The organism is Pseudoalteromonas ruthenica (assembly GCF_008808095.1).
GTDB lineage: Bacteria > Pseudomonadota > Gammaproteobacteria > Enterobacterales > Alteromonadaceae > Pseudoalteromonas > Pseudoalteromonas ruthenica.
This window is the reverse complement of the sequence record NZ_CP023396.1, coordinates 1,243,047-1,266,999: the sequence shown is the minus strand read 5'-3', so window position 1 is coordinate 1,266,999 and position 23,953 is coordinate 1,243,047. Positions and strand designations below refer to the sequence as shown.

General features: G+C 47.2%; 14 protein-coding genes. 9 read left to right on the top strand and 5 right to left on the bottom strand.

Annotated elements, in window-relative coordinates:
* Positions 1-168: 168 nt before the first annotated feature.
* The 7 genes from PRUTH_RS05990 to PRUTH_RS05960 all read left to right on the top strand — a co-directional run bounded on the left by PRUTH_RS05990 (position 169) and on the right by PRUTH_RS05960 (position 12,831).
* Positions 169-5,007 carry an NAD-glutamate dehydrogenase gene (locus tag PRUTH_RS05990; RefSeq protein ID WP_022943966.1) on the top strand — a complete coding sequence of 1,613 codons (4,839 nt, stop codon included), beginning with the start codon at positions 169-171 and terminating at the stop codon, positions 5,005-5,007.
* A gap of 74 nt (positions 5,008-5,081) precedes the next feature.
* Entirely contained in the window at positions 5,082-6,092 is a 1,011-nt protein-coding gene (gene pyrD, locus PRUTH_RS05985) for a quinone-dependent dihydroorotate dehydrogenase (protein WP_022943965.1), read from the top strand.
* 130 nt (positions 6,093-6,222) lie between these two features.
* The gene (locus PRUTH_RS05980; RefSeq protein ID WP_022943964.1) at positions 6,223-6,750 is read left to right on the top strand and encodes a cell division protein ZapC domain-containing protein; all 528 of its coding nucleotides are present in this window, start codon (positions 6,223-6,225) and stop codon (positions 6,748-6,750) included.
* Positions 6,751-6,803: 53 nt separating this feature from the next.
* On the top strand, positions 6,804-8,924 hold the full coding sequence (rlmKL, locus tag PRUTH_RS05975) for a bifunctional 23S rRNA (guanine(2069)-N(7))-methyltransferase RlmK/23S rRNA (guanine(2445)-N(2))-methyltransferase RlmL (protein WP_151172841.1): 2,121 nt from the start codon (positions 6,804-6,806) through the stop codon (positions 8,922-8,924).
* Positions 8,899-9,165 (top strand): glutaredoxin family protein, encoded by a 267-nt coding sequence (locus tag PRUTH_RS05970; protein WP_045978722.1) that lies wholly within the window; start codon positions 8,899-8,901, stop codon positions 9,163-9,165. Before rlmKL ends, PRUTH_RS05970 begins: the two co-directional genes overlap by 26 nt.
* Positions 9,152-11,068 carry an ATP-binding cassette ATPase Uup gene (uup, locus tag PRUTH_RS05965; RefSeq protein ID WP_151172840.1) on the top strand — a complete coding sequence of 639 codons (1,917 nt, stop codon included), beginning with the start codon at positions 9,152-9,154 and terminating at the stop codon, positions 11,066-11,068. The genes PRUTH_RS05970 and uup overlap by 14 nt, the downstream gene beginning before the upstream one ends.
* A gap of 11 nt (positions 11,069-11,079) precedes the next feature.
* The gene (locus tag PRUTH_RS05960; protein WP_138508391.1) at positions 11,080-12,831 is read left to right on the top strand and encodes a DUF3466 family protein; all 1,752 of its coding nucleotides are present in this window, start codon (positions 11,080-11,082) and stop codon (positions 12,829-12,831) included.
* A gap of 53 nt (positions 12,832-12,884) precedes the next feature.
* On the opposite strand, the gene PRUTH_RS05955 is transcribed toward PRUTH_RS05960, so the two are convergent.
* Entirely contained in the window at positions 12,885-15,320 is a 2,436-nt protein-coding gene (locus tag PRUTH_RS05955) for a TonB-dependent receptor (protein ID WP_151172839.1), read from the bottom strand.
* 151 nt (positions 15,321-15,471) lie between these two features.
* On the opposite strand from PRUTH_RS05955, the gene PRUTH_RS05950 reads away from it, so the two are divergent.
* Entirely contained in the window at positions 15,472-15,996 is a 525-nt protein-coding gene (locus PRUTH_RS05950; protein ID WP_151172838.1) for a YaeQ family protein, read from the top strand.
* Here PRUTH_RS05950 and yfaE read toward each other — a convergent pair.
* The 4 genes from yfaE to ubiG form a co-directional block, all read right to left on the bottom strand.
* On the bottom strand, positions 15,993-16,259 hold the full coding sequence (yfaE, locus tag PRUTH_RS05945) for a class I ribonucleotide reductase maintenance protein YfaE (protein ID WP_138508394.1): 267 nt from the start codon (positions 16,257-16,259) through the stop codon (positions 15,993-15,995). The genes PRUTH_RS05950 and yfaE overlap by 4 nt on opposite strands.
* A gap of 39 nt (positions 16,260-16,298) precedes the next feature.
* Positions 16,299-17,429, bottom strand: a complete 1,131-nt coding sequence (gene nrdB, locus PRUTH_RS05940) for a class Ia ribonucleoside-diphosphate reductase subunit beta (RefSeq protein ID WP_045978727.1) — start codon at positions 17,427-17,429, stop codon at positions 16,299-16,301.
* Positions 17,430-17,498: 69 nt separating this feature from the next.
* Entirely contained in the window at positions 17,499-19,784 is a 2,286-nt protein-coding gene (gene nrdA / locus PRUTH_RS05935) for a class 1a ribonucleoside-diphosphate reductase subunit alpha (protein WP_022943829.1), read from the bottom strand.
* Between the two features lie 518 nt (positions 19,785-20,302).
* Positions 20,303-21,013 carry a bifunctional 2-polyprenyl-6-hydroxyphenol methylase/3-demethylubiquinol 3-O-methyltransferase UbiG gene (gene ubiG, locus PRUTH_RS05930; protein ID WP_151172837.1) on the bottom strand — a complete coding sequence of 237 codons (711 nt, stop codon included), beginning with the start codon at positions 21,011-21,013 and terminating at the stop codon, positions 20,303-20,305.
* A 188-nt stretch (positions 21,014-21,201) separates the two neighbouring features.
* On the opposite strand from ubiG, the gene gyrA reads away from it, so the two are divergent.
* Positions 21,202-23,874, top strand: coding sequence for a DNA gyrase subunit A (gene gyrA / locus PRUTH_RS05925; RefSeq protein ID WP_022943832.1), 2,673 nt, complete (start codon positions 21,202-21,204; stop codon positions 23,872-23,874).
* Positions 23,875-23,953: the final 79 nt, after the last annotated feature.

Sequence of the window (23,953 nt, the reverse complement as noted above, 5' to 3'; positions counted from 1 at the left end):
AACCGGCCATTTCTATCTATATTTTGTGAATAGAATGCCAACATGCTGAAATCATTGGTCTGATTTCATCGAAAAGGCTTTTTATTAGCTGCAAAAGCGTTAGAATTTAACTGACTCCACGCTATTCAGTCACCCGTTCACAAGGCGGTATAGATTAAGGAACACACAATGACACAAAATGATGGTCACGCTTCCGTTATTCTTAATAACGTCAGCAAGCTTATTCAAAGCAAAGTTCACGCAGACAAAGTGTCACTGGTCGACAAATTCGCCAAGGCGCTTTATCGCAACATGTCGAATGAAGATCTGACACACCGAAACGACAGTGACCTCTACGGCGCAGCGTTGAGCCTTTGGAACTCGTTAGAGAGTAAAAAAGGCGATGATGCTGTTATCCGCGTATTCAATCCCGAAGTTGCTAAGCACGGCTGGCAGTCCTCGCATACCATTGTCGAGATCATTGCTAAAGATATGCCGTTTCTCGTTGACTCCGTTCGCATGGCACTTAACCGCGCGAACATCGCTTCTCACTTATTACTGCATACGCCATTAAAAATTCAGCGCGATAAAGATGGCACGATTACTAATCTCTCAAACTTAAAAGCGGAACAAGAGTCGAGCTCGACCAAAACCGTGTTCTTTATTGAAATCGATCGCCAGACCGATGACGCGGAAATTAAAGCGTTTAAAGAAGAGCTTGATTCTGTGCTTAATGATGTGTCGGTGGCTGTTGAAGACTGGCAACCCATTCGTCAGCAGTTGCTGGATGTAATTAACGATCTCCCTAAGCGTCCACACAATGTCGATAAAACCGAATTAAACGAAACGGTTGAATTTCTAGAGTGGCTGGCCAGCGATAACTTTACCTTGATGGGCTATCGTCAATACGAACTTAAGCCGGTAAAAGGTGATCATCAGCTCAGCGGTGTGAAAGGCACAAGTCTAGGGTTAATGAAGAACTCTGACGAAGAGCAAGTGCGGTTACTTTCTAATATGCCAGAAATCGCACGCAAAGAAGCACGCAGCAATAATTTGTTGGTATTAACGAAAACCAATTCGGTATCGCGAGTGCATCGCCCTGCACACATCGATTACATCGGTGTGAAGCGCTTTGATAAAGACGGCAACGTCATTGGCGAGGACCGCTTTATTGGCTTGTTCTCATCCAGTTTCTACAACAACAGTGCGGCCGATGTGCCCGTGTTGAAGTCGAAAATTCGTCGTGTTCTAGAGATGAGCGACTTTGCCGAGGGCACCCACGCCTACAAAGCGGTCCTTAATATTCTCGAAACCTATCCTCGTGATGAGCTAGTACAAGCCCGCGAACAAGAGCTACTGGATGTAGCCATGGGGGTTTTACATATTCAAGAGCGCGACATGTGCCGCCTGTTTGTGCGCAAAGACACTTACGGACGCTTTTTCTCGTGCATGGTGTATGTGCCACGTGAGCGTTATAACACTGCACTGCGCCGTGAAACGCAGCAAATTCTTGCTGATGCCTTTGGCTCCGATGAGAAAGTCAGCTTTACCACCTATTTCTCCGAGTCCAGCCTTGCTCGTACCCACTATATTGTGCGAGTTAACAACAGTGACGTAGATTACGACGTGAAAGAAATCGAAAATAATTTAGTAGAAGCAGCCCGTACTTGGGAAGACAAACTACAATCAGCGCTATTAGGCAGCAACGGCGAAGCGCGCGGTAATGAATTAAACCGTAAATATGCCAACGCCTTCGCCAGCTCGTATAAAGACCAAGTGTTGCCAAGTGCCGCAGTGGTTGATATTGAAAAGCTTGAGCTGCTCAATGACGACAACAAACTAGAGATGTTGTTCTACCGCCCACAAGAAGAAGTGAGCTCGAATATTGTTCGTTTGTCGTTGTTCCACAAAGACGAGCCTATTCATTTGTCTGACGTGATGCCGATGTTAGAAAACTTTGGCTTACGCGTTATCGGTGAAACGCCGTATGCAGTAAAAACCTCAGACGGCCAAGTGAATTGGATTATGGACTTCTCAATGTTGCTCGACAACAAAGAGATCGCTGACTTTGACAAAGTATCTGCGCGTTTCCAAAAAGCGCTCACCGATGTATGGAATAACCGCCTGGAAAACGACGGCTTTAACCGTTTAGTGCTCAATGGTGGCTTAACGGGCCGCGAAGCCTCGATTTTGCGTGCTTATGCCAAGTACATGCGCCAAATCGGAGTGACGTTCTCGCAGACTTACATTGAAAGCACCTTCGCTAACTACCCAGATATTGCGACACAAATCGTGAAGCTGTTTGCGAAAAAGTTCTCAGTGAAAGCACCAGGCAGCGAAAAAGCCTTGGAGAAGCTCGTTGCTCAGGTGTATGAATCGCTCGAGAACGTTGCCAACCTTGATGATGACCGCATCATTCGCTTGTACGTTGATATGATCAACGCCACGCTGCGCACTAACTATTATCAGAAAGACGACACCGGCGTATTCAAGTCGTATATCTCTTTCAAGGTCAAGCCAAGCTTGATTCCAGAGATGCCATTGCCACTGCCGGCGTTTGAAATTTTCGTCTACTCACCACGCGTTGAAGGCGTTCACCTTCGCGGCGGTAAAGTAGCGCGGGGCGGATTGCGTTGGTCAGACCGTCGTGAAGATTTCCGTACCGAGGTTTTGGGCCTTGTAAAAGCGCAGCAGGTTAAGAACACCGTTATTGTGCCTGTTGGCTCAAAGGGTGGTTTTGTTTGTAAGCAACTGCCTAGTGAGCGTGAAGCCTTCTTTAAAGAAGGGCAAGAGTGCTACAAAATCTTTATCCGTGGTTTGCTTGATATCACCGATAACATCGTACATGGTGACATTGTTCCGCCAGAGAATGTCACACGTCATGACGAAGATGACCCGTACTTAGTGGTCGCCGCCGATAAAGGCACCGCCACCTTCTCTGATATTGCCAACGGGATCGCTGGCGAATATGACTTTTGGTTAGGTGATGCCTTTGCTTCCGGTGGCTCGATTGGTTATGACCACAAGAAGATGGGGATTACCGCAAAAGGCGCGTGGGAGTCTGTTAAACGTCATTTCCGCGAAATTGGTATTGATTGCCAGAACAACGATTTCACAGCAGTTGCCATTGGTGATATGGCCGGTGACGTATTCGGCAACGGCATGTTGCTCTCGAAGCATACCCGTCTGCAGGCGGCTTTTAACCACATGCATATTTTCATCGACCCGAACCCTGATGCTGCAACATCTTGGGACGAGCGTAAGCGCTTGTTTGAATTACCGCGCTCGAGCTGGGAAGACTATAACAGTGAACTCATCTCCAAAGGCGGTGGTATCTTTGCCCGCAGTGCTAAGTCGATTACCTTAACGCCTGAAATCAAGAAGATGGTGGGTACCAAGAAAGCGGCGATGACACCTAATGAGTTAATCAAGGCGCTCCTGAAGATGCCAGTCGATTTGTTGTGGAATGGCGGTATTGGCACCTATGTCAAGGCTAAGTCTGAGACAGACTCAGATGTTGGCGACCGTGCAAATGATGCATTGCGTATCAACGGCGGTGAACTGGGCGCGAAAATCTTCGGTGAGGGCGGTAACTTAGGCGCTACTCAACTTGGTCGTATTGAATTTGCGGCCAAAGGTGGGCGTATTAATACCGACTTTATCGATAACGTGGGCGGTGTGGCGTGTTCTGATAACGAAGTGAACATCAAGATCCTACTGAACTCCTTAGTGGGTGAAGGTGAGCTCACTAAAAAGCAACGTGACGAGCTGTTGTACGCGATGACCGATGAGGTGTCAGAGCTAGTACTACAAGATTGTTATCGTCAGACTCACACTATCTCTGTGACGCAATCTAAGGGCGCATCGACATTAAAAGAGAAGATCCGCTTTATCCACGCGCTTGAGAAAGACGGTAAGCTCGATCGTGCTATTGAGTTCTTACCTACTGACGAAGAGCTTGCTGAGCGCGCTGCAGCGGGTAAAGATTTGACTCGTCCAGAACTGTCAGTGTTGGTGTCTTATGCGAAAATGGTGCTCAAAGAGACCTTAGTCACCGATGAGATCACTGAGAACCCGTACTACCGTCAGCTGCTGGTTCAGTCGTTCCCTGTACCACTGCGTGAGCGGTTCAATTCAGCCATGGATAACCACCCGTTGCGTGGCGAAATTATTGCTACTAAGTTGGCCAATAACATCGTCAACGACATGGGCTTAAACTTCATGGTGCGTATGCACGAAGAAACAGGCGCATCTGACGCTGAAATCGCCTTATGTTACTCCATCGCTCGCGAGATTTTCGATATGCCGCAGACCTGGTCGGAAATCGAAGCGCTCGATAATAAGATAGATGCTGAAGTGCAAACAGAAATGCTGTATCAGCTACGTCGTACTGTACGTCGAGTAACACGTTGGTTCTTACGTCACCGTAATAAGGCATGGACTATTGAGCAAACCATCGCTCATTTTGCGCCTTGTTTTAAAGACTTGACGGATAACTTGCACAGCTACATGGTAAGTGATGAGAGCGAGCAAATCCGCGAAAACGCCAAGAGCCTGGCCGATCAAGGCGTTCCCGCTCAATTGGCGATGCGTATTGTGTCACTATCGAGCTTGTTCTCCACCATGGACTTGGCCGAAGTGGCCGCGCAAACCGAGCGCAACACAGCCTTGGTGTCAAACACCTACTTCAAGCTGGGTGCGCGCATGGGCTTGCACTGGTTCTTAACGCAAATCACTCATCAGCCAGTGCAAAACCATTGGCAAGCTTTGGCGCGTGCATCTTATCGCGAAGAGCTCGATTGGCAGCAACGCACATTAACTGATGTGGTACTGCGTAGCTTCGATGACAAAGAGCAAGATGTGGATGCGCAAATTGACGCGTGGATGGAAGCAAATAATGCTGTATTGCATCGCTGGCAACAAATGCTTAGCGAATTTAAAACTTCACAAAGCCATGACTTTGCTAAGTTCTCAGTAGCACTACGGGAATTGATGTTGCTTGCACACAACTGTGATCAACGGGCGTAAGCGCCGCTGTTAAAAAGCAGTAAAACTCTGTAGAATACCCCAGCTTTTGTCTGGGGTATTTTTTTGGGGGTTCCATGTTTTATGATTTAGCGCGTCGGTTTATGTTCACTAAAGACGCTGAGTGGGCGCATGACTTCGCATTGTCTAATTTAAGTCGCTATGCCAACACGCCCTTATCCATGGCGTGGTCCCAGTCAGTTCCAGACAAACCAGTTAATTTCCTTGGCCTTGAATTTAAAAACCCCGTGGGGTTGGCGGCTGGATTAGATAAAAATGCCGAATGCATTGAAGCCTTCGCCCAGATGGGATTTGGTTTTATTGAGGTAGGTACGGTAACTCCGCGACCTCAGCAAGGAAATGACAAGCCGCGCATTTTCCGTTTGCCAGAGCAACATGCGGTGATCAACCGTATGGGGTTCAACAATAAAGGCGTTGATAACTTAGTGGCGAATGTCAAAGCCGCCAATTATGATGGCATCTTAGGGATCAACATAGGTAAAAACAAAGACACGCCTAATGAGCAGGGCAAAGACGACTATATCCATTGCATGCGCAAAGTCTTTGAACATGCCTCGTATATAACCGTTAACATTTCTTCGCCAAATACCCCAGGGCTGCGTGACTTGCAATACGGCGAAGCGCTCGATGACTTGTTGTCGAGTTTGAAAAATGAACAGCTCGACTTGGCAGCCAAACACCATAAACAAGTCCCGATGCTGGTCAAAGTTGCACCGGATTTAGACAGTGTTCAAGTCGAGCAGGTCACCCAATCGTTATTGAACAACCACATTGACGGGGTCATTGCGACTAATACCACCTTAGAGCGCAGCGCTGTCGCGGGTTTGCAATATGCCGATGAGGCTGGCGGACTATCAGGACGTCCGGTGCGGGCTAAGTCTCTAGAGGTTATTAAAGAGATCAAACGGTTATCGCAAGGGCGTTTACCTATTATCGGTGTCGGTGGCATTGACAGTGCCGAAGCCGCCAAGGAAAAGCTTGATGGCGGTGCTGATCTACTGCAAGTGTATACCGGCTTTATCTATGAAGGTCCGGCTTTAGTGAAAAGGATCGTTCGCGCCTTATAAGGATCAGTTATGTTAGTGTTTGATCCCTCATAAAATATTCTTAGAATCTATTTTACATGGGATCAACTAACGCTATAATCCAAAGTTATAAGGTAGGTGTACAAAGGCTTTTACGGATTTAGAGGGCAACATGTTACAGGCACAACGACATTGGCAATGGCAAATTTCGAGTGAGCAAAATCGCTTAGTGCTCGATATGGGAGAGATGCAGTTTTGCACGCCCTATAAGCTGCGCCAGCTGACAGATGAAGCCTTGAGTGAGCCCCAATTTAACCTCCTTGACGCCGACTTTTATAAGCAAGTGGGCGAGTATTTAAGTACCTTTAATCTGTGGAGTGATGCGCAGATTTGTCAAATAGCACTTAACGCCACAGCGGTAAAACACTACCTTAAGCCTGTGCTCGCTAAAAGTTGGTTTTTTGCGCCATACACCGGCCGAGATATCAATCAAGAAGCCATTGTTAGCCTTACTTCACAGTGCCAAAGCGGCCAGTTTCTCATTGTTGATTGTGCCGATGGCGCCAGTGTTTGTTTGTGCTTGGAACCACACTTCGCACTTGATGAAAATCTTAGCCTAAAACAGTTTGAGGTTATCAAGGTACTGAACAACCGAATTCATCCTATTTTATCCGCTCAGAACCAACAAAAGCGCGCTTAACCTTCCTCGGCTATGATACAATCTCGGCGAATTTACGAGATAGGATAGTCACTTTGCAATTTGTTGCCCTTACTTCCATAGGCATTGAACAGTTACTCGAGCAAGAGCTCAGCGCGCTTGGCGCCGAAGTACAAAAACAGCGTGTTGGCGCGGTGGAGTTCAGTGCTGATAGCCTTACTGCTCAACGCATTTGTTTAACGACGCGCCTTGCTACTCGGGTCATGCTGCAATTGCAACAGGGCAGTGGTGTTGAAGACAAAACCGCGTTATATAATTTTGCCCGCTTTCAGCCTTGGCAAGAGTATTTTGGGCCGGATCAGTCTTTTGCCGTGGAGTTTAATGGCACTAACCGCCAGCTGAAAAACAGTCAGTTTGGTGGCCTTGTTATTAAAGACGCAATTTGTGATTACTTCCACGACTTATATGAGCGCCGCCCAAATGTCAGCAAAGAGCACCCTGACGTGCGCGTGGTGGCAAAGCTGAATCGTGATAAGCTGACGCTGTACATTGATTATTCAGGTCCTCGTCTTTCACAGCGTGGATACCGTAGCGCTCAGGGTAAAGCTCCCTTAAAGGAAAACCTAGCGGCCGCGTTGATTATGCGCAGTGGCTGGCTAGATGACACCACGCAACCGCTGTTTGATCCCACCTGTGGCTCTGGCACCTTACTCATTGAAGCGGCGCTAATGGCAAAAAACATTGCTCCGGGTTTGCAACGTGAGCAGTTTGCCTTTGAACGTTTACCCAGTCACCGAGCGGTCAAATTTAAAGAATTAAAGCAGTCCCTACGCGATGAGATTAACGACAGCGCTAAACCTTGGCTCATTGGTCATGATATTAATCCCAACGTCATTGCCAAGGCTAAAGACAATGCTGCGCGCGCAGAAGTCGCTGAGTATATCGATTTTGACACCGGTGATTTGGCCAATATGAAGGCGCCGTGTAAACGCCCCGGTGTGGTCATTGCGAACTTACCTTACGGTGAGCGTTTAGGATCGATGGCCGAAATTTTGGCCCTGTATCGCCAGCTGGGGCATCAACTCAAACAGGGCTTTTGTCACTGGCGCAGCGCTTTGCTAGTGAGTGATGCAGAGCTATTGAAGCTGTTTAAATTAGTTAAGCACAAGCAATACAAGTTTAAAAATGGCCCCATCGATACGGTATTGGCACTGTACGACATTACCGAAGAGCAGACCCAAGGGCATAAAGGGGATAAAACCCCACTGCATTTTGAGCAGTCGGTGGCCTTTGCCAATCGCCTGAAAAAGAACCGCCAAGGTTTGAAAAAGTGGCTCAAGCAAGAGCAAATCACCGCTTATCGTATTTATGATGCCGATATTCCTGAATACAATGTCGCCGTAGATGTCTATCCAGATAGTGCGGTGATCTACGAGTATGCTGCGCCGAAGAACATCGATGAGAGCGTCGCCCAGAAACGTCTGCAGGATGTATTAATGTTAACCTGTGAGACGCTGTCGCTGGCGCCAGCGAATGTTGCCTTGAAAGTGCGACAGCGGCAAAAAGGTGACAGTCAATACCAAGCGCAAGCGAATCAAGGTCGCACCCAAGTGATTAGCGAATATGGCGCGCTGTTTGAGGTGAATTTATATGACTATCTTGATACCGGTATTTTCCTCGATCACCGTTTAGCACGTAAATACATTCGCGATATTGCCAAAGATCAACGGGTGCTGAACCTATTTGCCTATACAGGCACAGCCTCGGTGCAAGCGGCGCTGGGCGGAGCTAAATCAGTGACCACCGTGGATATGTCGAAAACCTATCTGCAATGGGCGCAGCGTAACTTCGCATTGAATAAATTAAAGAGCCCGCGCTATCGTTTTGAGCATGGCAATTGTTTAGAGTGGGTAAAACGTACGCGCGGTGAGTACGATGTTATTTTTCTCGACCCGCCAACCTTTTCAAACTCAAAACGCATGAAGGAAAGTTTTGATGTACAGCGTGACCATGTCAGCCTATTGGTAGACACAGCTAAGTTATTGGCAAAAAATGGCACCTTAGTGTTTTCGAACAATAAACGTGGTTTTAAGATGGACGAAGACGCACTGGCTTTACAAGGCTTGGTTGTTGAAAATATCACTGAGCAGACGCAGTCTGCAGATTTTGCCCGTAACAAACATATTCACAATGCCTGGGTCATTCGCCGTGGCTAAGGTGGTGTTATATCACACCGAAGGGTGTCACCTGTGCGAGCAAGCGCAAGCAATGTTGGCGCAGCATCCACAAGTGAGTGCTATTGAATTGCGTGACATCATCGATGATCCCGAGTGGCTTAGCGCCTACCAAGTGCGTATTCCCGTTATGGCGTTGGCACATCGACCCGAGGCCGAGCTGGGATGGCCTTTTGACCAGCAGGCAATCAATCAATTGATAGAGCAGTATGGACCTTATTAGAATAACAAATGGCCAGTTGGCCTATGGAACTCATCCGTTACTTGACGGTGCCAATGCCGTTATTGAGCAGGGCGAGCGTGTGTGTGTTGTTGGCCGTAACGGCGCCGGAAAATCGACTTTTTTAAAAGTCCTTAGCGGTGATGTCATTCTTGATGATGGTGACATTAATCAGGTAGGTGAGCTTAAAATTGCGCGCCTAGAGCAAGATCCGCCTCGTGATAGTGAGGGCAGCGTATTCGACTATGTGGCCGATGGCCTGCCCACCGTTGCTAAATTACTTAAAGAGTTTCATGCCTTAAACGCACAGCTTGCTGAGCATGCCGATGATGAAAAAGCATTGTCGCGTCTGGCAAGTATTTCTGCCGATATCGAAGCCCAAGATGGCTGGCGATTTGATTCCAAAATTAAGCTCGTACTGGGGCAATTAGAATTAGATGCAGACGCGCAATTAGCCACTCTTTCAGGAGGGTGGTTGCGTAAAGTGGCACTGGCGAAGGCCCTGGTTGGTGAACCCGATTTACTGCTATTGGATGAGCCCACCAACCACCTGGATGTCGCATCGGTTAAGTGGTTAGAGCAATTTTTGAAAGAGTTTAAAGGCGCGATTATCTTTATTTCGCATGACCGTGCCTTTATCCGCGCCTTAGCAACCCGAATTCTCGATCTTGATCGTGGCCAGTTGGTCTCATACCCAGGGGATTATGCAACTTACCTAGAGCGTAAAGCCCACGATTTAAAGGTGCAAGAACAACAAAACGCCGAGTTTGATAAAAAGCTGGCAGAAGAAGAGGCGTGGATCCGCCAAGGCATTAAGGCGCGACGCACGCGTAATGAAGGCCGCGTACGCGCACTGAAAGCACTGCGACAAGAGCGTAAACAACGGGTAGAGCAAGTCGGCAAAGTCGATTTAAATATCGAAACTGCAGCACGTTCAGGCAAGTTAGTTGCCGAGGCCAAGCATTTATGCCACGCCTTTGGTGATAAAGTCATAGTCGATGACTTTTCCACGTTATTGATGCGTGGTGACCGTGTTGGCCTCGTCGGCCCTAATGGGGTCGGCAAAACGACCTTGTTGAAGCTACTATTTGGGCAGTTGCAAAGCACCAAAGGACAACTTAAACAAGGCGTTAATTTAGAAATAGCTTATTTTGACCAATACCGTGCCAAGCTTGATGAAGAGGCAAGTGTGCAAGACAACGTCGCGGACGGTAAGCAGGAAGTCAATGTAGGCGGGCGCTCACGCCATGTCCTGGGTTACTTGCAAGACTTTCTATTCCCCCCTAAGCGCGCTCGTACGCCAGTGAAGGCTCTCTCTGGGGGAGAGAAGAACCGCCTGTTACTAGCGAAAATTTTCTTGCAGCCTTCGAATGTATTGGTACTCGATGAGCCGACTAACGACCTTGATATTGAAACACTCGAGCTATTAGAGGATATTGTTAACCAATATCAAGGCACGGTGTTGATTGTTAGTCACGACCGAGAGTTTATCGATAACACCTGTTCCAGCGTATGGGGATTTGACGGCAATGGTAAAATCACCGAAGTGGTGGGCGGTTACAGCGATTATGAAGCTTATCGCGCCCAGCAGTTGGCGGCACTAGAGGCGCAGCGTAAAGCCATTGCCGAGGCCGAGCAGCAACAAGCGCAGAGCAAAACTAGCAAGCCTAAATCCAGTAATAAGCTGTCTTATAAGCATAAGCGCGAACTCGAAACCTTACCTGAGCAGGTGGAACAGTTTGAGCAAGCTATTGACACATTGCAACAAGAGGTCAATAGTAGTGACTTTTTTAAGCAAGATAACGAAACTACCAGCGCTAAATTGAACCAATTGGCCGAGCTTGAGTCGAAGCTTGAAGCTGCGTTCGCCCGTTGGGAAGAACTCGAAGAATTACAAAATCAGTAGTAGGGAAGAACATGAAAAAATCCTTAGTCGCATTGAGCATTCTTACCGGCTTGAGCGCCCATGTCCATGGTGCCGTTTATCAGGTGGAGGAGCTGAGTACCTTAGATATTGCGAAACACCATTACGTTACTGATGCTAATAATAATGGCGAGGTTATTGGCCAAGCTCGTGGCGTATACAATCTTCCAATCGATGTTAGTTACATAGACTTTAGCGATAGCCAGATCACCAACGCATACGATGATTGGGAGCGTAGTCAGTTCGAAGCCATTGATAAAGAAATTACCTTTACCTTGGACGATATCGAAGCAGGTAATCTCAATGCTGATGCGCATCGTTTTATGCTTAGCTTCCTATCAACATCTAGTGTTAACAGCGATGCCAACTGGCAGAAAATTGCTGACAGCGTGGCTGTAAACTTTACACCGAGCCCAGCAACAGAGCAGGTGTTATTAGACGAGCAAAGCGATCATTACGACGGTTTGACGCGCAGCGTCGCCAACTTATATAACGCTATCAGTGAAGATGGGGTGCGCGCAGGGTGGTCATCAGCACCTTATGAACAAATAGAATTCACGCCGAGTGGCGATGATGAGGCGCAAACCTATTTTGTGCGCGATTTTCGCTCTCGCGGGGTGGTTGTAGGTGTCGATGGCACGGTAGTCACCTTGCCAGTGATCAGCGATTTATACGGCGGTCAAGGGACAGCGAATGATATCGTTATGCGCCCTGATGGCGGTTACTATGTGGTTGGTGACAGCTCAACTGGCGTGCCTGAAGATCGCCAAGATAACTATGACGATCGCTGCGACGGTGAAGATGAGCCGGTTGCGGTGTGCGTTTGGGAAATCGAAAATCGCAGCGCCAGCAATACCCGCAACGGTTTGTATGACCGCCGAGCCACGTTGTGGACCTTGGATGCAGATTTAAATGTGGTTGATACAAAGAACCTTGGTTTAGGGTTGAGCATTGAAGAAGACGAAAACAGTGCATTCGTCTCTACGGCGTTGGCCGTTAATGCACAAGGAATTGCCGTTGGTTATTCACATATCCGTGATAATAACAACGATAATCGCATTAATACCCTGCCAGCCCTGTTTAAAGATGGTGAAGTACTAGAAATCATCGACCAAGAAGATGATTGGTACTCTGGTAAGGCAACGGCGATTACTGATAATGGCATCGTCACCGGCTATGCCACCAAAAACATCGAAGGGCGACGCACGACCAAGTTCTTCTACCATAACATTGAAACGGGCACCACAGTGTTCCCGACAGACTACTTTACCAGTTCAAGCTCAGTGGGCCGTGACATAAACGAGCAGGGCGTCATTGTCGGCGAAGGTGAAGTCGATGTTGTTAACTCAGGCAGTCGTCGTCGTGAAGGCTTCATCTACACCTTAGGTGATGACAAAATCGCCAATATTAACGATTTATTGCCATGCTACGACGTTGATGGTGAAAGCAATTATCCGTATACCTTCGCTGAAGCAACGGCCATTGATGATGACAACATCATTTATGGTGTTGCTACTAAAACCGAACCTAAGTTGAATTCTTTCGGTGAAGTGGAGGTCGATAGTGATGGTGAGACGCTATACGAGAGTGTAGCCAAACCAGTGAAACTCACTCCTATCGCCGGCGGTGAGGTTGAAGAGTGCCCACCTGAGGCTGCAGAAACCTACGAGCGTCAAAGTGGAAGTCTAGGTTGGCTCGCTTTATTGGCGTTACCACTGCTAGGCTGGCGCCGTAAACACGGTTAAGGTTACAAACATAAAAAAGCCCGCAAATGCGGGCTTTTTTACGTCTAACCGAATTAGAAGTAAGCGCGAATACCGAGACGCAGATTACGCCCAGGTAACGGAGCTTGCTCTTTTATAAAGGAGCTATGAACAAAGCCAAGCTCATCAGTCAGGTTATTTAATTGCATGTAAGCCACGCCATCAAACGACCCCACGGCAAAGTTATAGTCAACGGTGAAATCAACTAAGGTATAAGCGTCAGTGACCGTTTCAGAGGCGGCAATATCATCTTGTTCAAGATAGTGCGTGGCCTTAAGTGCTAAGTCCCAATTTTGTAGCGTGTAATCAAGCTGGGTGCCAAGCTTGGCGGCAGGAATACGAGGAATATACTCACCATTATCGAGTTTTGCGCTGACCGAGTCGGCAAAGCCCTTGATACGCCATTGCTGGCTAATTTGGTAGTGCATATCTAACTCGAAGCCATATAGTTCGGCGTCTTGAGACTGATATTGATACACTGTCATGGCGTCTTCATCGCCAAGCTGTGCAGCAATGAAGCCTTCATCATGCTCATATACCAAGCCAGTATCTTGTTGGTAATAGAAGTTTTCAACGTCGTTATAGAACACACTTAGGTTAACGCCAAAATCACCGATGTATTTACGCCAGCTGACATCGATGTTGTTTGCCACTTCTTGCTGCACATTTTGGCCGTTAAAGTGTGCTTCACCGTCTTCTATATCATAAGCAAGACCTAACTCGTACGTTGATGTTGCGATATGCTCACCATTAGATAGCAGCTCAGCGGTGAGTGGAGCACGCTCAGAATGAGATAAACTGACAGCTAAACTGTAACCTTCTTGGTACTGCCAAATCCCACCTAATGAAAAACTCATGTTTGTTTCATCATACTCGTAAGCGATTAGCTCTGGGTCTTCGAGGTGCTCATCATGATGCTCTTGTTCATGGTCATGACTGTCATGTTCATCTTCATGTTCTGATGTACCAGCTATATCGCTAGACAAACTGTAATCTTCGACGCGAGCACCAAGCTCTAATGTCCAGTCACCAAATTCACGCTCTTCCAGCAAGTACAGGGCGTGTACTTGCGTTTCTGTCGCAGGTGTAAAGGCTTCGGCACCCGAAGCTGCATAGTCAGAGTCAGTGTAGTGATAGCCCAATGTACCGTGCCATTGACCAACGCGATGCTTGGCATTGATGCGTGCTTCATGGGTGGTATTTTCGAATAAGGTACCGATTGTCTGCTCTTCCACTTCAGCGTGTCGGTAGTCTGTGTAACCTGCGCGAACGCTCAGTGTTTCTATGATACTGTCGTGGAATGAATAACTTGCTAACGCTTGCCAGCGGTCTTGCTCAACGCGCGCAAATACATTATGGGCTTGCTCTTCGCCGGCATGTTCATCGTGACCGTCATGCTCATCTTCGTGTCCATGATCTTCATGGCCATGTTCATCGTATCCGTGCTCTTCATGACCATGCTCGGAGTGCGCCGGTATTCCGTAATCGCTCTCAATACGGCCATAAGACAAACCAAGGGTCCAATGATCGGCAACATAACTGGTGCCTAAATTAACCGTGGCACTATCGATAAAGGTATTATCCACTTTATCGTGAGCCTCTAATTCGCCCTCATGCTCTTGGGTATAAAAACGTGGAGTCTCATAATCATGACCAACACGGTCAGTGCCATCGACATGGACATTAAAGCCATCGTGACCCGCTGCAAACTTACCCGCATAGGTGTTGGTAGTCGATACGGTATCATGGCTGTATTCAGCAGCTCCTTCGTAACCCTCAATACGATTGGTGGGGATACGGTTATCAACGACGTTCACTACACCACCGATAGCACCAGAGCCATACAACAACGTAGCTGGGCCACGAAGTACTTCTATTTGCTCAGCAGCAATAGACTCGGTGGTCACAGCATGATCCGGACCGACGCGAGAGGCATCACTGCTGTCTAAACCATTTTGAGTGATCTTTACACGTGGGCCATCTAAACCACGAATGATAGGGCTCGATGAAACAGGGCCGAAATAACTGGCGTTAATGCCTGGGATCCCTTTGAGGGTCTCACCCAATGTTGGTTGCGCGCTATCACGCAGTGCATCGCCGCTCAGTACAGATACTGGCGATACCATGTCGAGGTTATTTTTATCCAGTCCCGAAGCGTAAACAACAACGGTTTCAATTGCGGAGGGGGTAAGGTTGACTTGAACCGTTTGGTCTTGCTCATTAACCGCCACGCGCTTATCAATATAGTCGTCTTTACTGAAATGTAGCTCGCCCGCTGCATCCAGGGTGATTGAAAACTCACCATTGGCATTGGTACGAACGCTTTGCTGTTTACCATGGTAGTGGACAATAACGTTTTCGATGGGTTGCTGTTGAGGGTCGATAACGGTTCCGGTCACAGTGCCCGCGAGCGCATTGGGCGCACTCAGTAGCGCGGCAATAGTGAGAGAAAGAGGCGCAGGTTTGAACATAAGAATACTTCCAGTTACTGACATTGGCTATAATATAACATTAGCAAATCAATAAACTCAACAATGTTATACTATAACCTCGAGTTTATTCGTTGTTACCCAGCGCCTTGCTCTATACTTACTAAGTATCAAGGATCAGGAAGCGGGACTTATGAGCGATAAAGGAAGGGTGTTTAAAGCACACTTTACAATTAATGATAACGTTCATCACTGCCAATTGAATGAGCATTTTACAACCGCGCGGCGAGATAACGAATCCCTACATCACTTTATCCTACGACTGCTTGGATTTTGCTTATTTGCTTATCGCCATGACCTTACGTTATGTGACGCTCGTGAGAAACCACAGCGTGATGTTTATGCCAAAAATGATTTTGATGATTATGAGCTGGTTATCGAAGTGTTTACAGGTGATATTAAGGTCTTAAATAAGCTATATCGCGAGGCTCAACAATTATATGTGATCACCGTACTGCCTGTTGATAGTGAGCTACAGCACTGGTTACTAGCACATCAGCGAGTTGAGCTAATTGCTATCGAAAACGCTTTTATTGAGCGCCTAGAGGGCATGTTGGCGCGCTCTTTGGCATGGCATGTGAGTGTTGACAGTGATGAAATCAGTATTACTGCCAACGATGTATTTGTTCGTTCAGCACTGCAGGTGAGTTGGTTCTAGTCGTCAAAACTTATTGCAATGTCGCCTTCAGGGGTGGAGCAACACAGTAATATTTCACCATCACGAATAAAAGCAAGCGGCTCGTGGCGATACACCACGCTGCCTTGACATAGCTTGGCTCGACAAGCGCCGCAAAACCCTTCACGGCATTGATATGGCGCATCGACACCTTGGCTTTCTAGGCTATGTAACAAGCTAGGGCTCTGCTCTGGATGAAGCAGGGCTTGGCCATTAAGTGTGATTGTAGCGGGTTTGTTAGACACGATTAGGAAAAGTAGGGGCCCAAAGGGGCCCCGCTTATATTAAAGGTCAAAGTCACCAAAGTCGTTAGCATCCACTTGCGAATCGATTTGGCCAACTAAGTAAGAGCTGATTTCCGCTTCTTGCGGAGCAACTTGCACGTTATCAGATACCAACCAAGCATTGATCCATGGGATCGGATTGCTTTGAGTTTCAAATTGAGTTGGCAAGCCTACTGCGCTCATACGCACATTGGTAATGTACTCAACGTACTGACAGAGAATGTCTTTGTTGAGCCCTATCATAGAGCCATCTTTGAAGAGATATTCAGCCCACTCTTTTTCTTGTTGCGCTGCATCGACAAACATCGCAATGGCTTGCTCGCGGCACTCGGCTGCTACCTCTGCCATTTGCGGGTCGTCCTTACCTTCTTGCATAATATTGAGCATGTGCTGCGTACCAGAGAGGTGCAAGGCTTCATCACGAGCGATAAGCTTAATGATTTTCGCATTGCCTTCCATCAGTTCACGCTCTGCAAACGCAAACGAGCATGCAAACGACACATAGAAGCGAATGGCTTCGAGAATATTCACCGACATCATCGCTAAATACAAACGTTTCTTAAGCTCGTACAGGCTCACATCAATGACATCGCCGTTGATGGTGTGCTGACCTTCGCCGTACAGGTTGTAAATTGATGTTAAGTGGATTAAGTCATCATAGTAACGAGTCACCGCGTCGGCACGCTCATTGATTTTGTCATTGGTGACAATGTCATCAAAAATAAGCTCAGGGGATTGCGTTACATTGCGAATGATATGAGTGTATGAGCGACTGTGGATGGTCTCACTGAACGCCCATGTTTCTATCCAGGTTTCCAACTCGGGCAGCGACACGATAGGTAGCAAGGCAACGTTGGGTGAGCGCCCTTGAACACTGTCTAGCAGGGTTTGGTATTTCAGGTTGCTCAAGAAAATGTGACGTTCATGATCGGGCAATGATTGAAAATCAACACGGTCTTTGCTGACATCCACTTCTTCCGGGCGCCAAAAGAAAGACAGTTGCTTTTCAATTAACTTCTCAAAAATAGGGTACTTCTGCTGGTCGTAACGTGACACATTCACCGTTTGCCCAAAAAACATCGGTTCTTTTAATTGGTCGTTATGATTACGGCTAAAAGTGGTGTATGACATAGTCGTGGGGTCTCAATCTACTTGGTAGAACAACAAAGGAATGCGGCTGTACACAGCCGCATGCTGTAATTATATTTTACACGCGCCGCCTTCACAGCCGTCATCGGCTTGTTCTGGCTTAAGCTCGTCTTGCGAGTCAGCTGCACCATCACGAGTGTTATGGTAGTACAACGTTTTGACACCAAGCTTGTACGCGGTTAATAAGTCTTTAAGCAGTAACTTCATAGGTACTTTACCGCCTTCGAACTTGTTTGGATCATAGTTGGTATTGGCTGAAATCGTTTGGTCAACGAATTTCTGCATAATGCCAACAAGTTGCAGGTAGCCATCGTTAGAAGGGATATCCCAAAGTAACTCGTACTGCTCTTTCAAACGCTCATATTCAGGCACTACCTGCTTCAAAATACCGTCTTTAGATGCTTTAACGCTGATGTGCCCACGCGGTGGCTCAATGCCGTTCGTGGCATTAGAAATCTGCGATGATGTCTCTGAAGGCATTAACGCTGATAGCGTTGAGTTACGCATACCATGGGTTTTAATGCTTTCGCGTAGTCCATCCCAGTCAAGGTGCAACGGCTCGTCACATACACTATCGAGATCCTTCTTATAAGTATCGATAGGCATAATGCCTTGAGCATAGGTTGTTTCGTTAAACTTAGGACAAGCGCCTTTTTCTTTCGCTAACTCATTTGACGCTTTCATTAAGTAATATTGAATCGCCTCAAAAGTTTTGTGTGTTAACGCGTTGGCACTGCCATCGGAATAACGTTTGCCATTTTTAGCTAAGTAATAGGCAAAGTTAATGACGCCAATACCCAAAGTACGGCGGCCCATGGTGGCGTTATACGCAGCAGGAACAGGGTACTCTTGGTAATCCAACAGGCTATCAAGGGCGCGGACACCTAGTTCGGCCAGCTCTTCGAGCTCGTCGAGTGAATTAATAGCACCGAGGTTAAATGCCGATAGCGTACACAAGGCAATTTCGCCTTCTTCGTCCATAACATTATTCATCGGCTTAGTCGGCAACGCGATTTCTAAACATAAATTAGATTGGCGAATAGGCGCGACTTTAGCATCGAACGGGCTGTGAGTATTACAGTGATCCACGTTTTGCAGATAGATGCGCCCAGTGCTGGCACGCTCTTGCAAAAACATCGAAAACAGCTCAATAGCCTTGATACGCTTTTTGCGGATACTGTCGTCTTGTTCGTACTGCACATATAGCTGTTCGAATTTTTCTTGGTCTTCGAAAAAGGCATCGTACAAGCCTGGTACATCCGATGGACTGAACAAGGTAATGTGGCCGTCTTTAATGAGTCGGGTATACATCAGCTTATTAAACTGCACACCATAATCTAGATGACGTACCCGGTTGTCATCGACACCTCGGTTATTCTTCAAGACCAGCAGGTTTTCTACTTCCAAGTGCCACAGTGGGTAGAAGAGTGTGGCTGCGCCGCCGCGCACCCCACCTTGAGAGCAGCTTTTTACTGCCGTTTGGAAGTGCTTATAAAATGGGATACAACCTGTATGGTAGGCTTCACCGTTACGGATTGGGCTGCCTAGGGCACGAATGCGTCCAGCGTTAATACCAATACCGGCTCGCTGTGATACGTATTTAACGATTGCAGAAGAAGTCGCGTTAATGGAATCTAGGCTATCGTCACACTCAATCAGTACGCATGAGCTAAATTGACGAGTCGGTGTGCGCACACCCGACATAATCGGTGTTGGCAACGAAATTTTGAATGTAGAAACGGCATCGTAAAAGCGCTTAACATAGTCAAGACGCGTTTCTTTTGGATATTCAGAGAATAAGCTGGCAGCCACTAATACATATAAAAATTGCGCGCTCTCGTAAATGTCGCCAGTAACACGGTTTTGGACAAGGTATTTACCTTCCAACTGCTTTACTGCAGCGTAGCTGAAGTTTAAGTCTCGGCTATGATCAATAAAGGCATCCATTTGCTCGAACTCAGACTGAGTGTAATCAGTGAGTAAATGTTGATCGTAGCGTTTATCTTCAACGAGCTTAACTACGTGGTCATACAGCTTCGGTGGCTCAAATTGGCCATAAGCTTTCTTTCTTAGATGAAAGATGGCAAGGCGAGCTGCCAAAAACTGATAGTCAGGAGTGTCTTTTGAGATCAGATCTGCTGCTGACTTAATGATTGTCTCATGAATGTCTTCGGTGCGGATACCGTCATAGAACTGAATATGGGACTTAAGTTCAACTTGTGAGACAGATACATTATTCAGACCTTCTGCCGCCCAAGTAATAACGCGATGGATTTTATCTAAATCCAGCGCTTCCTTACGTCCGTCGCGTTTACTAACAGATAGCTGTTGGTTCATAGTTATTGCCCGTATTTATAATTAGTTGTCTTAGCGCACGGCTGAGAAATACGTGTTGCCGCCCGTATTTACACCAGCGGATGTTACTTTACTGCCAGGATAGTGCTTCGCTATCACCTATTTATGAGTACAGCAGATTAAAGCACGGCCTAATTGGCCAAGATTTAAACACTATATATGGTGTTTTCATCACAGCGACTCACAAGATAGTGGGGTAGCGATGCTTTTGCAAGAGGCGCATACCTTGACAATCTGTGGATAACTACAAGGGGTTAGTGATCGTTAACCTTATAGCATTTTTAAAGCTGTATTTAGATGAAAATCAACGCCAAAAAAAACAATTTAAACGAAATTTTTGTACCGATAGCGACTGATTTTTTTATCATCAATACGCTTAAATTGTATTCGTGACGATCATTTCAAATCACTATATCTGGTGTTCAAAAATTAACAAGCCACCAGATATAGTGTATTCGTCATCCGCGAATTTGCCAATACAATGCGCGGATCATTTTCGATCACAGTAATTTTTCGAAGTGCAATATATAGTTAACGCTAACGTCGTTGTTAAGGGTAAATTGTTTTGTCAGCGGGTTATAACTTAAGCCGGCGCTGTGACGCACTTTGAGCCCTTGTTGCTCAGCCCATGCTATAAGTTGCGAGGGGCGAATAAACTTACTGTGGTCGTGCGTGCCTTCAGGAACCATTTTTAGCACCTTCTCCGCCCCCAGTATTGCCAATAAATAGGCTTTAGTGGTTTTATTGAGCGTAGAGAAATACACATTTGCTCCTGGTTTAGCGAGGCGGGCGGCGGCGGCAATAACCGACTCGGGTTCAGGCACATGCTCAAGCATTTCCATACAAGTGACCACATCAAACTGTTCACTGTGGTGTTCGCTAAATGCTTCGGCAGTGCTTAACTGATAATCCACTTTTACCCCAGACTCCAGCGCGTGCAGCTTCGCTACATTGAGTGGCTCTTGGCCCATATCAATTCCCGTGACTTGGGCGCCGAGCTTGGCCATGCTTTCAGCTAAAATTCCACCTCCGCAGCCTATATCCACGGCCTGCTTTTGCGCCAGCCCTTGTGCATGCTGGGCGATGAAATCCAGTCGCAGAGGGTTAATATCATGTAGTGGTTTGAATTCGCCGTCGAAATCCCACCAACGTTCGGCAATGGCCTCAAATTTAGCTATTTCACTGTGGTCTACATTTTGATGTTCGGTCATATAAAACTTCCTCGTGTTTATGAGGCCATTATACGGGGGGATTTTCGCAAATCGCAAAGATTTAGCGCCTGTAAAATCAAAAATAATGTGATAGCATGAACGCAGATAATAACGACAAATGACAGTCGCTGATTCTCCTTCACTTTGTTGGGAACGGAGGCTGTCAATGAAGAAGGAAAGTGGAATCAATGACTGATCTCGCCAACGAAGTCCTTCCGGTTAATATTGAAGATGAGTTAAAAAATTCCTACCTCGATTACGCTATGAGTGTAATTGTAGGGCGTGCGCTTCCCGATGTGCGTGATGGGCTTAAGCCTGTTCACCGTCGTGTGTTGTTTGCCATGAATGAACTCCGCAATGACTGGAATAAACCCTATAAGAAATCGGCTCGTGTAGTCGGTGATGTAATCGGTAAATACCACCCCCATGGCGACAGTGCAGTGTACGACACCATCGTTCGTATGGCACAGCCATTCTCCTTGCGTTACATGCTTGTTGATGGTCAAGGTAACTTTGGCTCGGTAGATGGTGACTCAGCGGCAGCGATGCGTTACACCGAAGTGCGTATGGCGAAGCTATCACAAGAGCTACTGGCTGATTTAGAAAAAGAAACTGTAGACTTTGTGCCGAACTACGACGGCACCGAGCAAATCCCAGATGTGTTGCCGACCAAAGTGCCTAACTTACTCGTCAATGGTTCTTCGGGTATTGCCGTCGGTATGGCGACTAACATACCGCCGCATAACCTCACCGAAGTGATCAATGGTTGTTTGGCGCTTATTAAAGAGCCGGAAACCACGATTGAAGAATTGATGGACTACATTCCTGGTCCTGATTTCCCTACTGCAGCCATTATCAATGGCAAAAAGGGCATTGAGCAGGCCTATAAAACCGGCCGTGGTAAGATTTATATCCGCGCTCGTGCCGATGTCGAAGTGGATGAAAAAACCGGGCGCGAAACCATTGTTGTCCATGAAATCCCGTACCAGGTTAACAAAGCGCGCTTGATTGAAAAAATCGCCGAACTGGTTAAAGACAAGAAGATTGAGGGGATCAGTGCGCTGCGTGATGAGTCTGATAAAGACGGTATGCGCATTGTTATCGAGGTAAAACGCGGCGAAGTCGGCGAAGTTATCCTCAATAACCTGTATGCACAAACGCAAATGCAAACAGTGTTTGGCATGAATATGGTTGCCCTAGATGGCAATCAGCCACGTTGTTTCAACCTCAAAGAGATGCTTGAAGCCTTTATTCTTCATCGTCGTGAAGTGGTCACTCGCCGGACTGTATACGATTTACGTAAAGCCCGTGACCGTGCACACACCCTTGAAGGCCTTGCGATTGCTTTGGCGAATATCGACCCGGTCATTGAGCTGATCCGTAAGTCGCCAACACCGGCCGAGGCGAAAGAAGCGTTAGTATCTCGCCCGTGGGAGCTCGGCAATGTAAAAGCCATGCTGGAAAAAGCTGGTGATGATGCTGCGCGTCCAGACTGGCTTGCTGATGGCCTAGGTATTCGCGATGGTCAATACTATCTATCAGAGCCCCAAGCTCAGGCTATTTTGGAGCTGCGCTTACATAAGCTGACAGGTCTAGAGCACGGTAAAATCCTTGATGAATACCAAGAGCTACTTGAGCTTATCGCTGAGTTGTTACATATCCTCGGTTCACCTGAGCGTTTGATGGAAGTGATCCGTGACGAGTTAGTATTGATTAAAGACACCTATGGCGATGAACGTCGTACTGAAATCAGTGCTGCGGCGCACGACATCAGCTTGGAAGATTTAATCAACGAAGAAGATGTGGTGGTGACCTTGTCCCATGAAGGCTATGTTAAGTACCAGCCTTTGAGTGATTATGAGGCCCAGCGTCGAGGCGGTAAGGGTAAGTCGGCAACGAAGATGAAAGATGAAGATTTCATCGAACGCTTACTGGTTGCCAATACCCACGACACCATTTTATGCTTCTCCAGCGCAGGGCGTTTGTATTGGCTGAAAGTCTATCAGTTGCCACTTGCCAGCCGCGCAGCGCGTGGTAAGCCGATTGTTAACTTGCTACCGCTCGAAGCTGATGAACGCATCACCACGATATTACCTGTGCGTGAATACGAAGAAGACAAGTTTATTGTCATGGCGACCGCCAGCGGTGTTGTTAAGAAAACGCCACTGACGGCCTACAGCCGTCAACGCGCCAGCGGCATCATCGCGATTAACCTGAACGAAGGGGATAGCTTAATCGGTGCACGTATCACCACTGGTGAAGACGACATCATGCTATTTACCGAGCACGGCAAAGTAGTGCGTTTCAATGAGAAACAACGCGACGCTGAAACGGGTGAAGTTAAACGTGACCCTGAAACGGGCGAAGAACTGCTCGCTCTGCGTCCTATGGGCCGCACTGCGACAGGTGTTCGTGGCATCAAGATGCCAGACGACGTCAAAGTGGTATCGTTAATTGTACCGCAAGGGGATGGCGCTATCCTGACCGTGACTGAGAATGGCTATGGTAAACGCACACCATTAGAAGAGTATCCTGCTAAGAGTCGAGCGACACAAGGCGTGGTCTCAATTAAAGTGAGCGAGCGCAATGGCCCTGTAGTTGGTGCGGTGCAAGTCGATGACAATGATGAAATCATGATCATTTCTAATCGCGGTACCTTAGTACGTACTCGTGTTAATGAAGTGTCTCGCGTTGGTCGTAACACCCAGGGGGTCATTTTGATCCGCACCATTGACGGTGAGGCTGTGGTTGGGTTACAACGTATCGAAGAAATCGATGATGAAGACCTAGTCGACATAGAGCAAAATGAGGTGCCAGAAAATTCACAGGCACCCACTGCAGGCGATGACACGCCTGAGTAAATCTCTTAGTATATGAAAGCGGCTTCGGCCGCTTTTTTTATTTGTTGATAATACCTTTCGAGCACTTAATCGTGGTGCA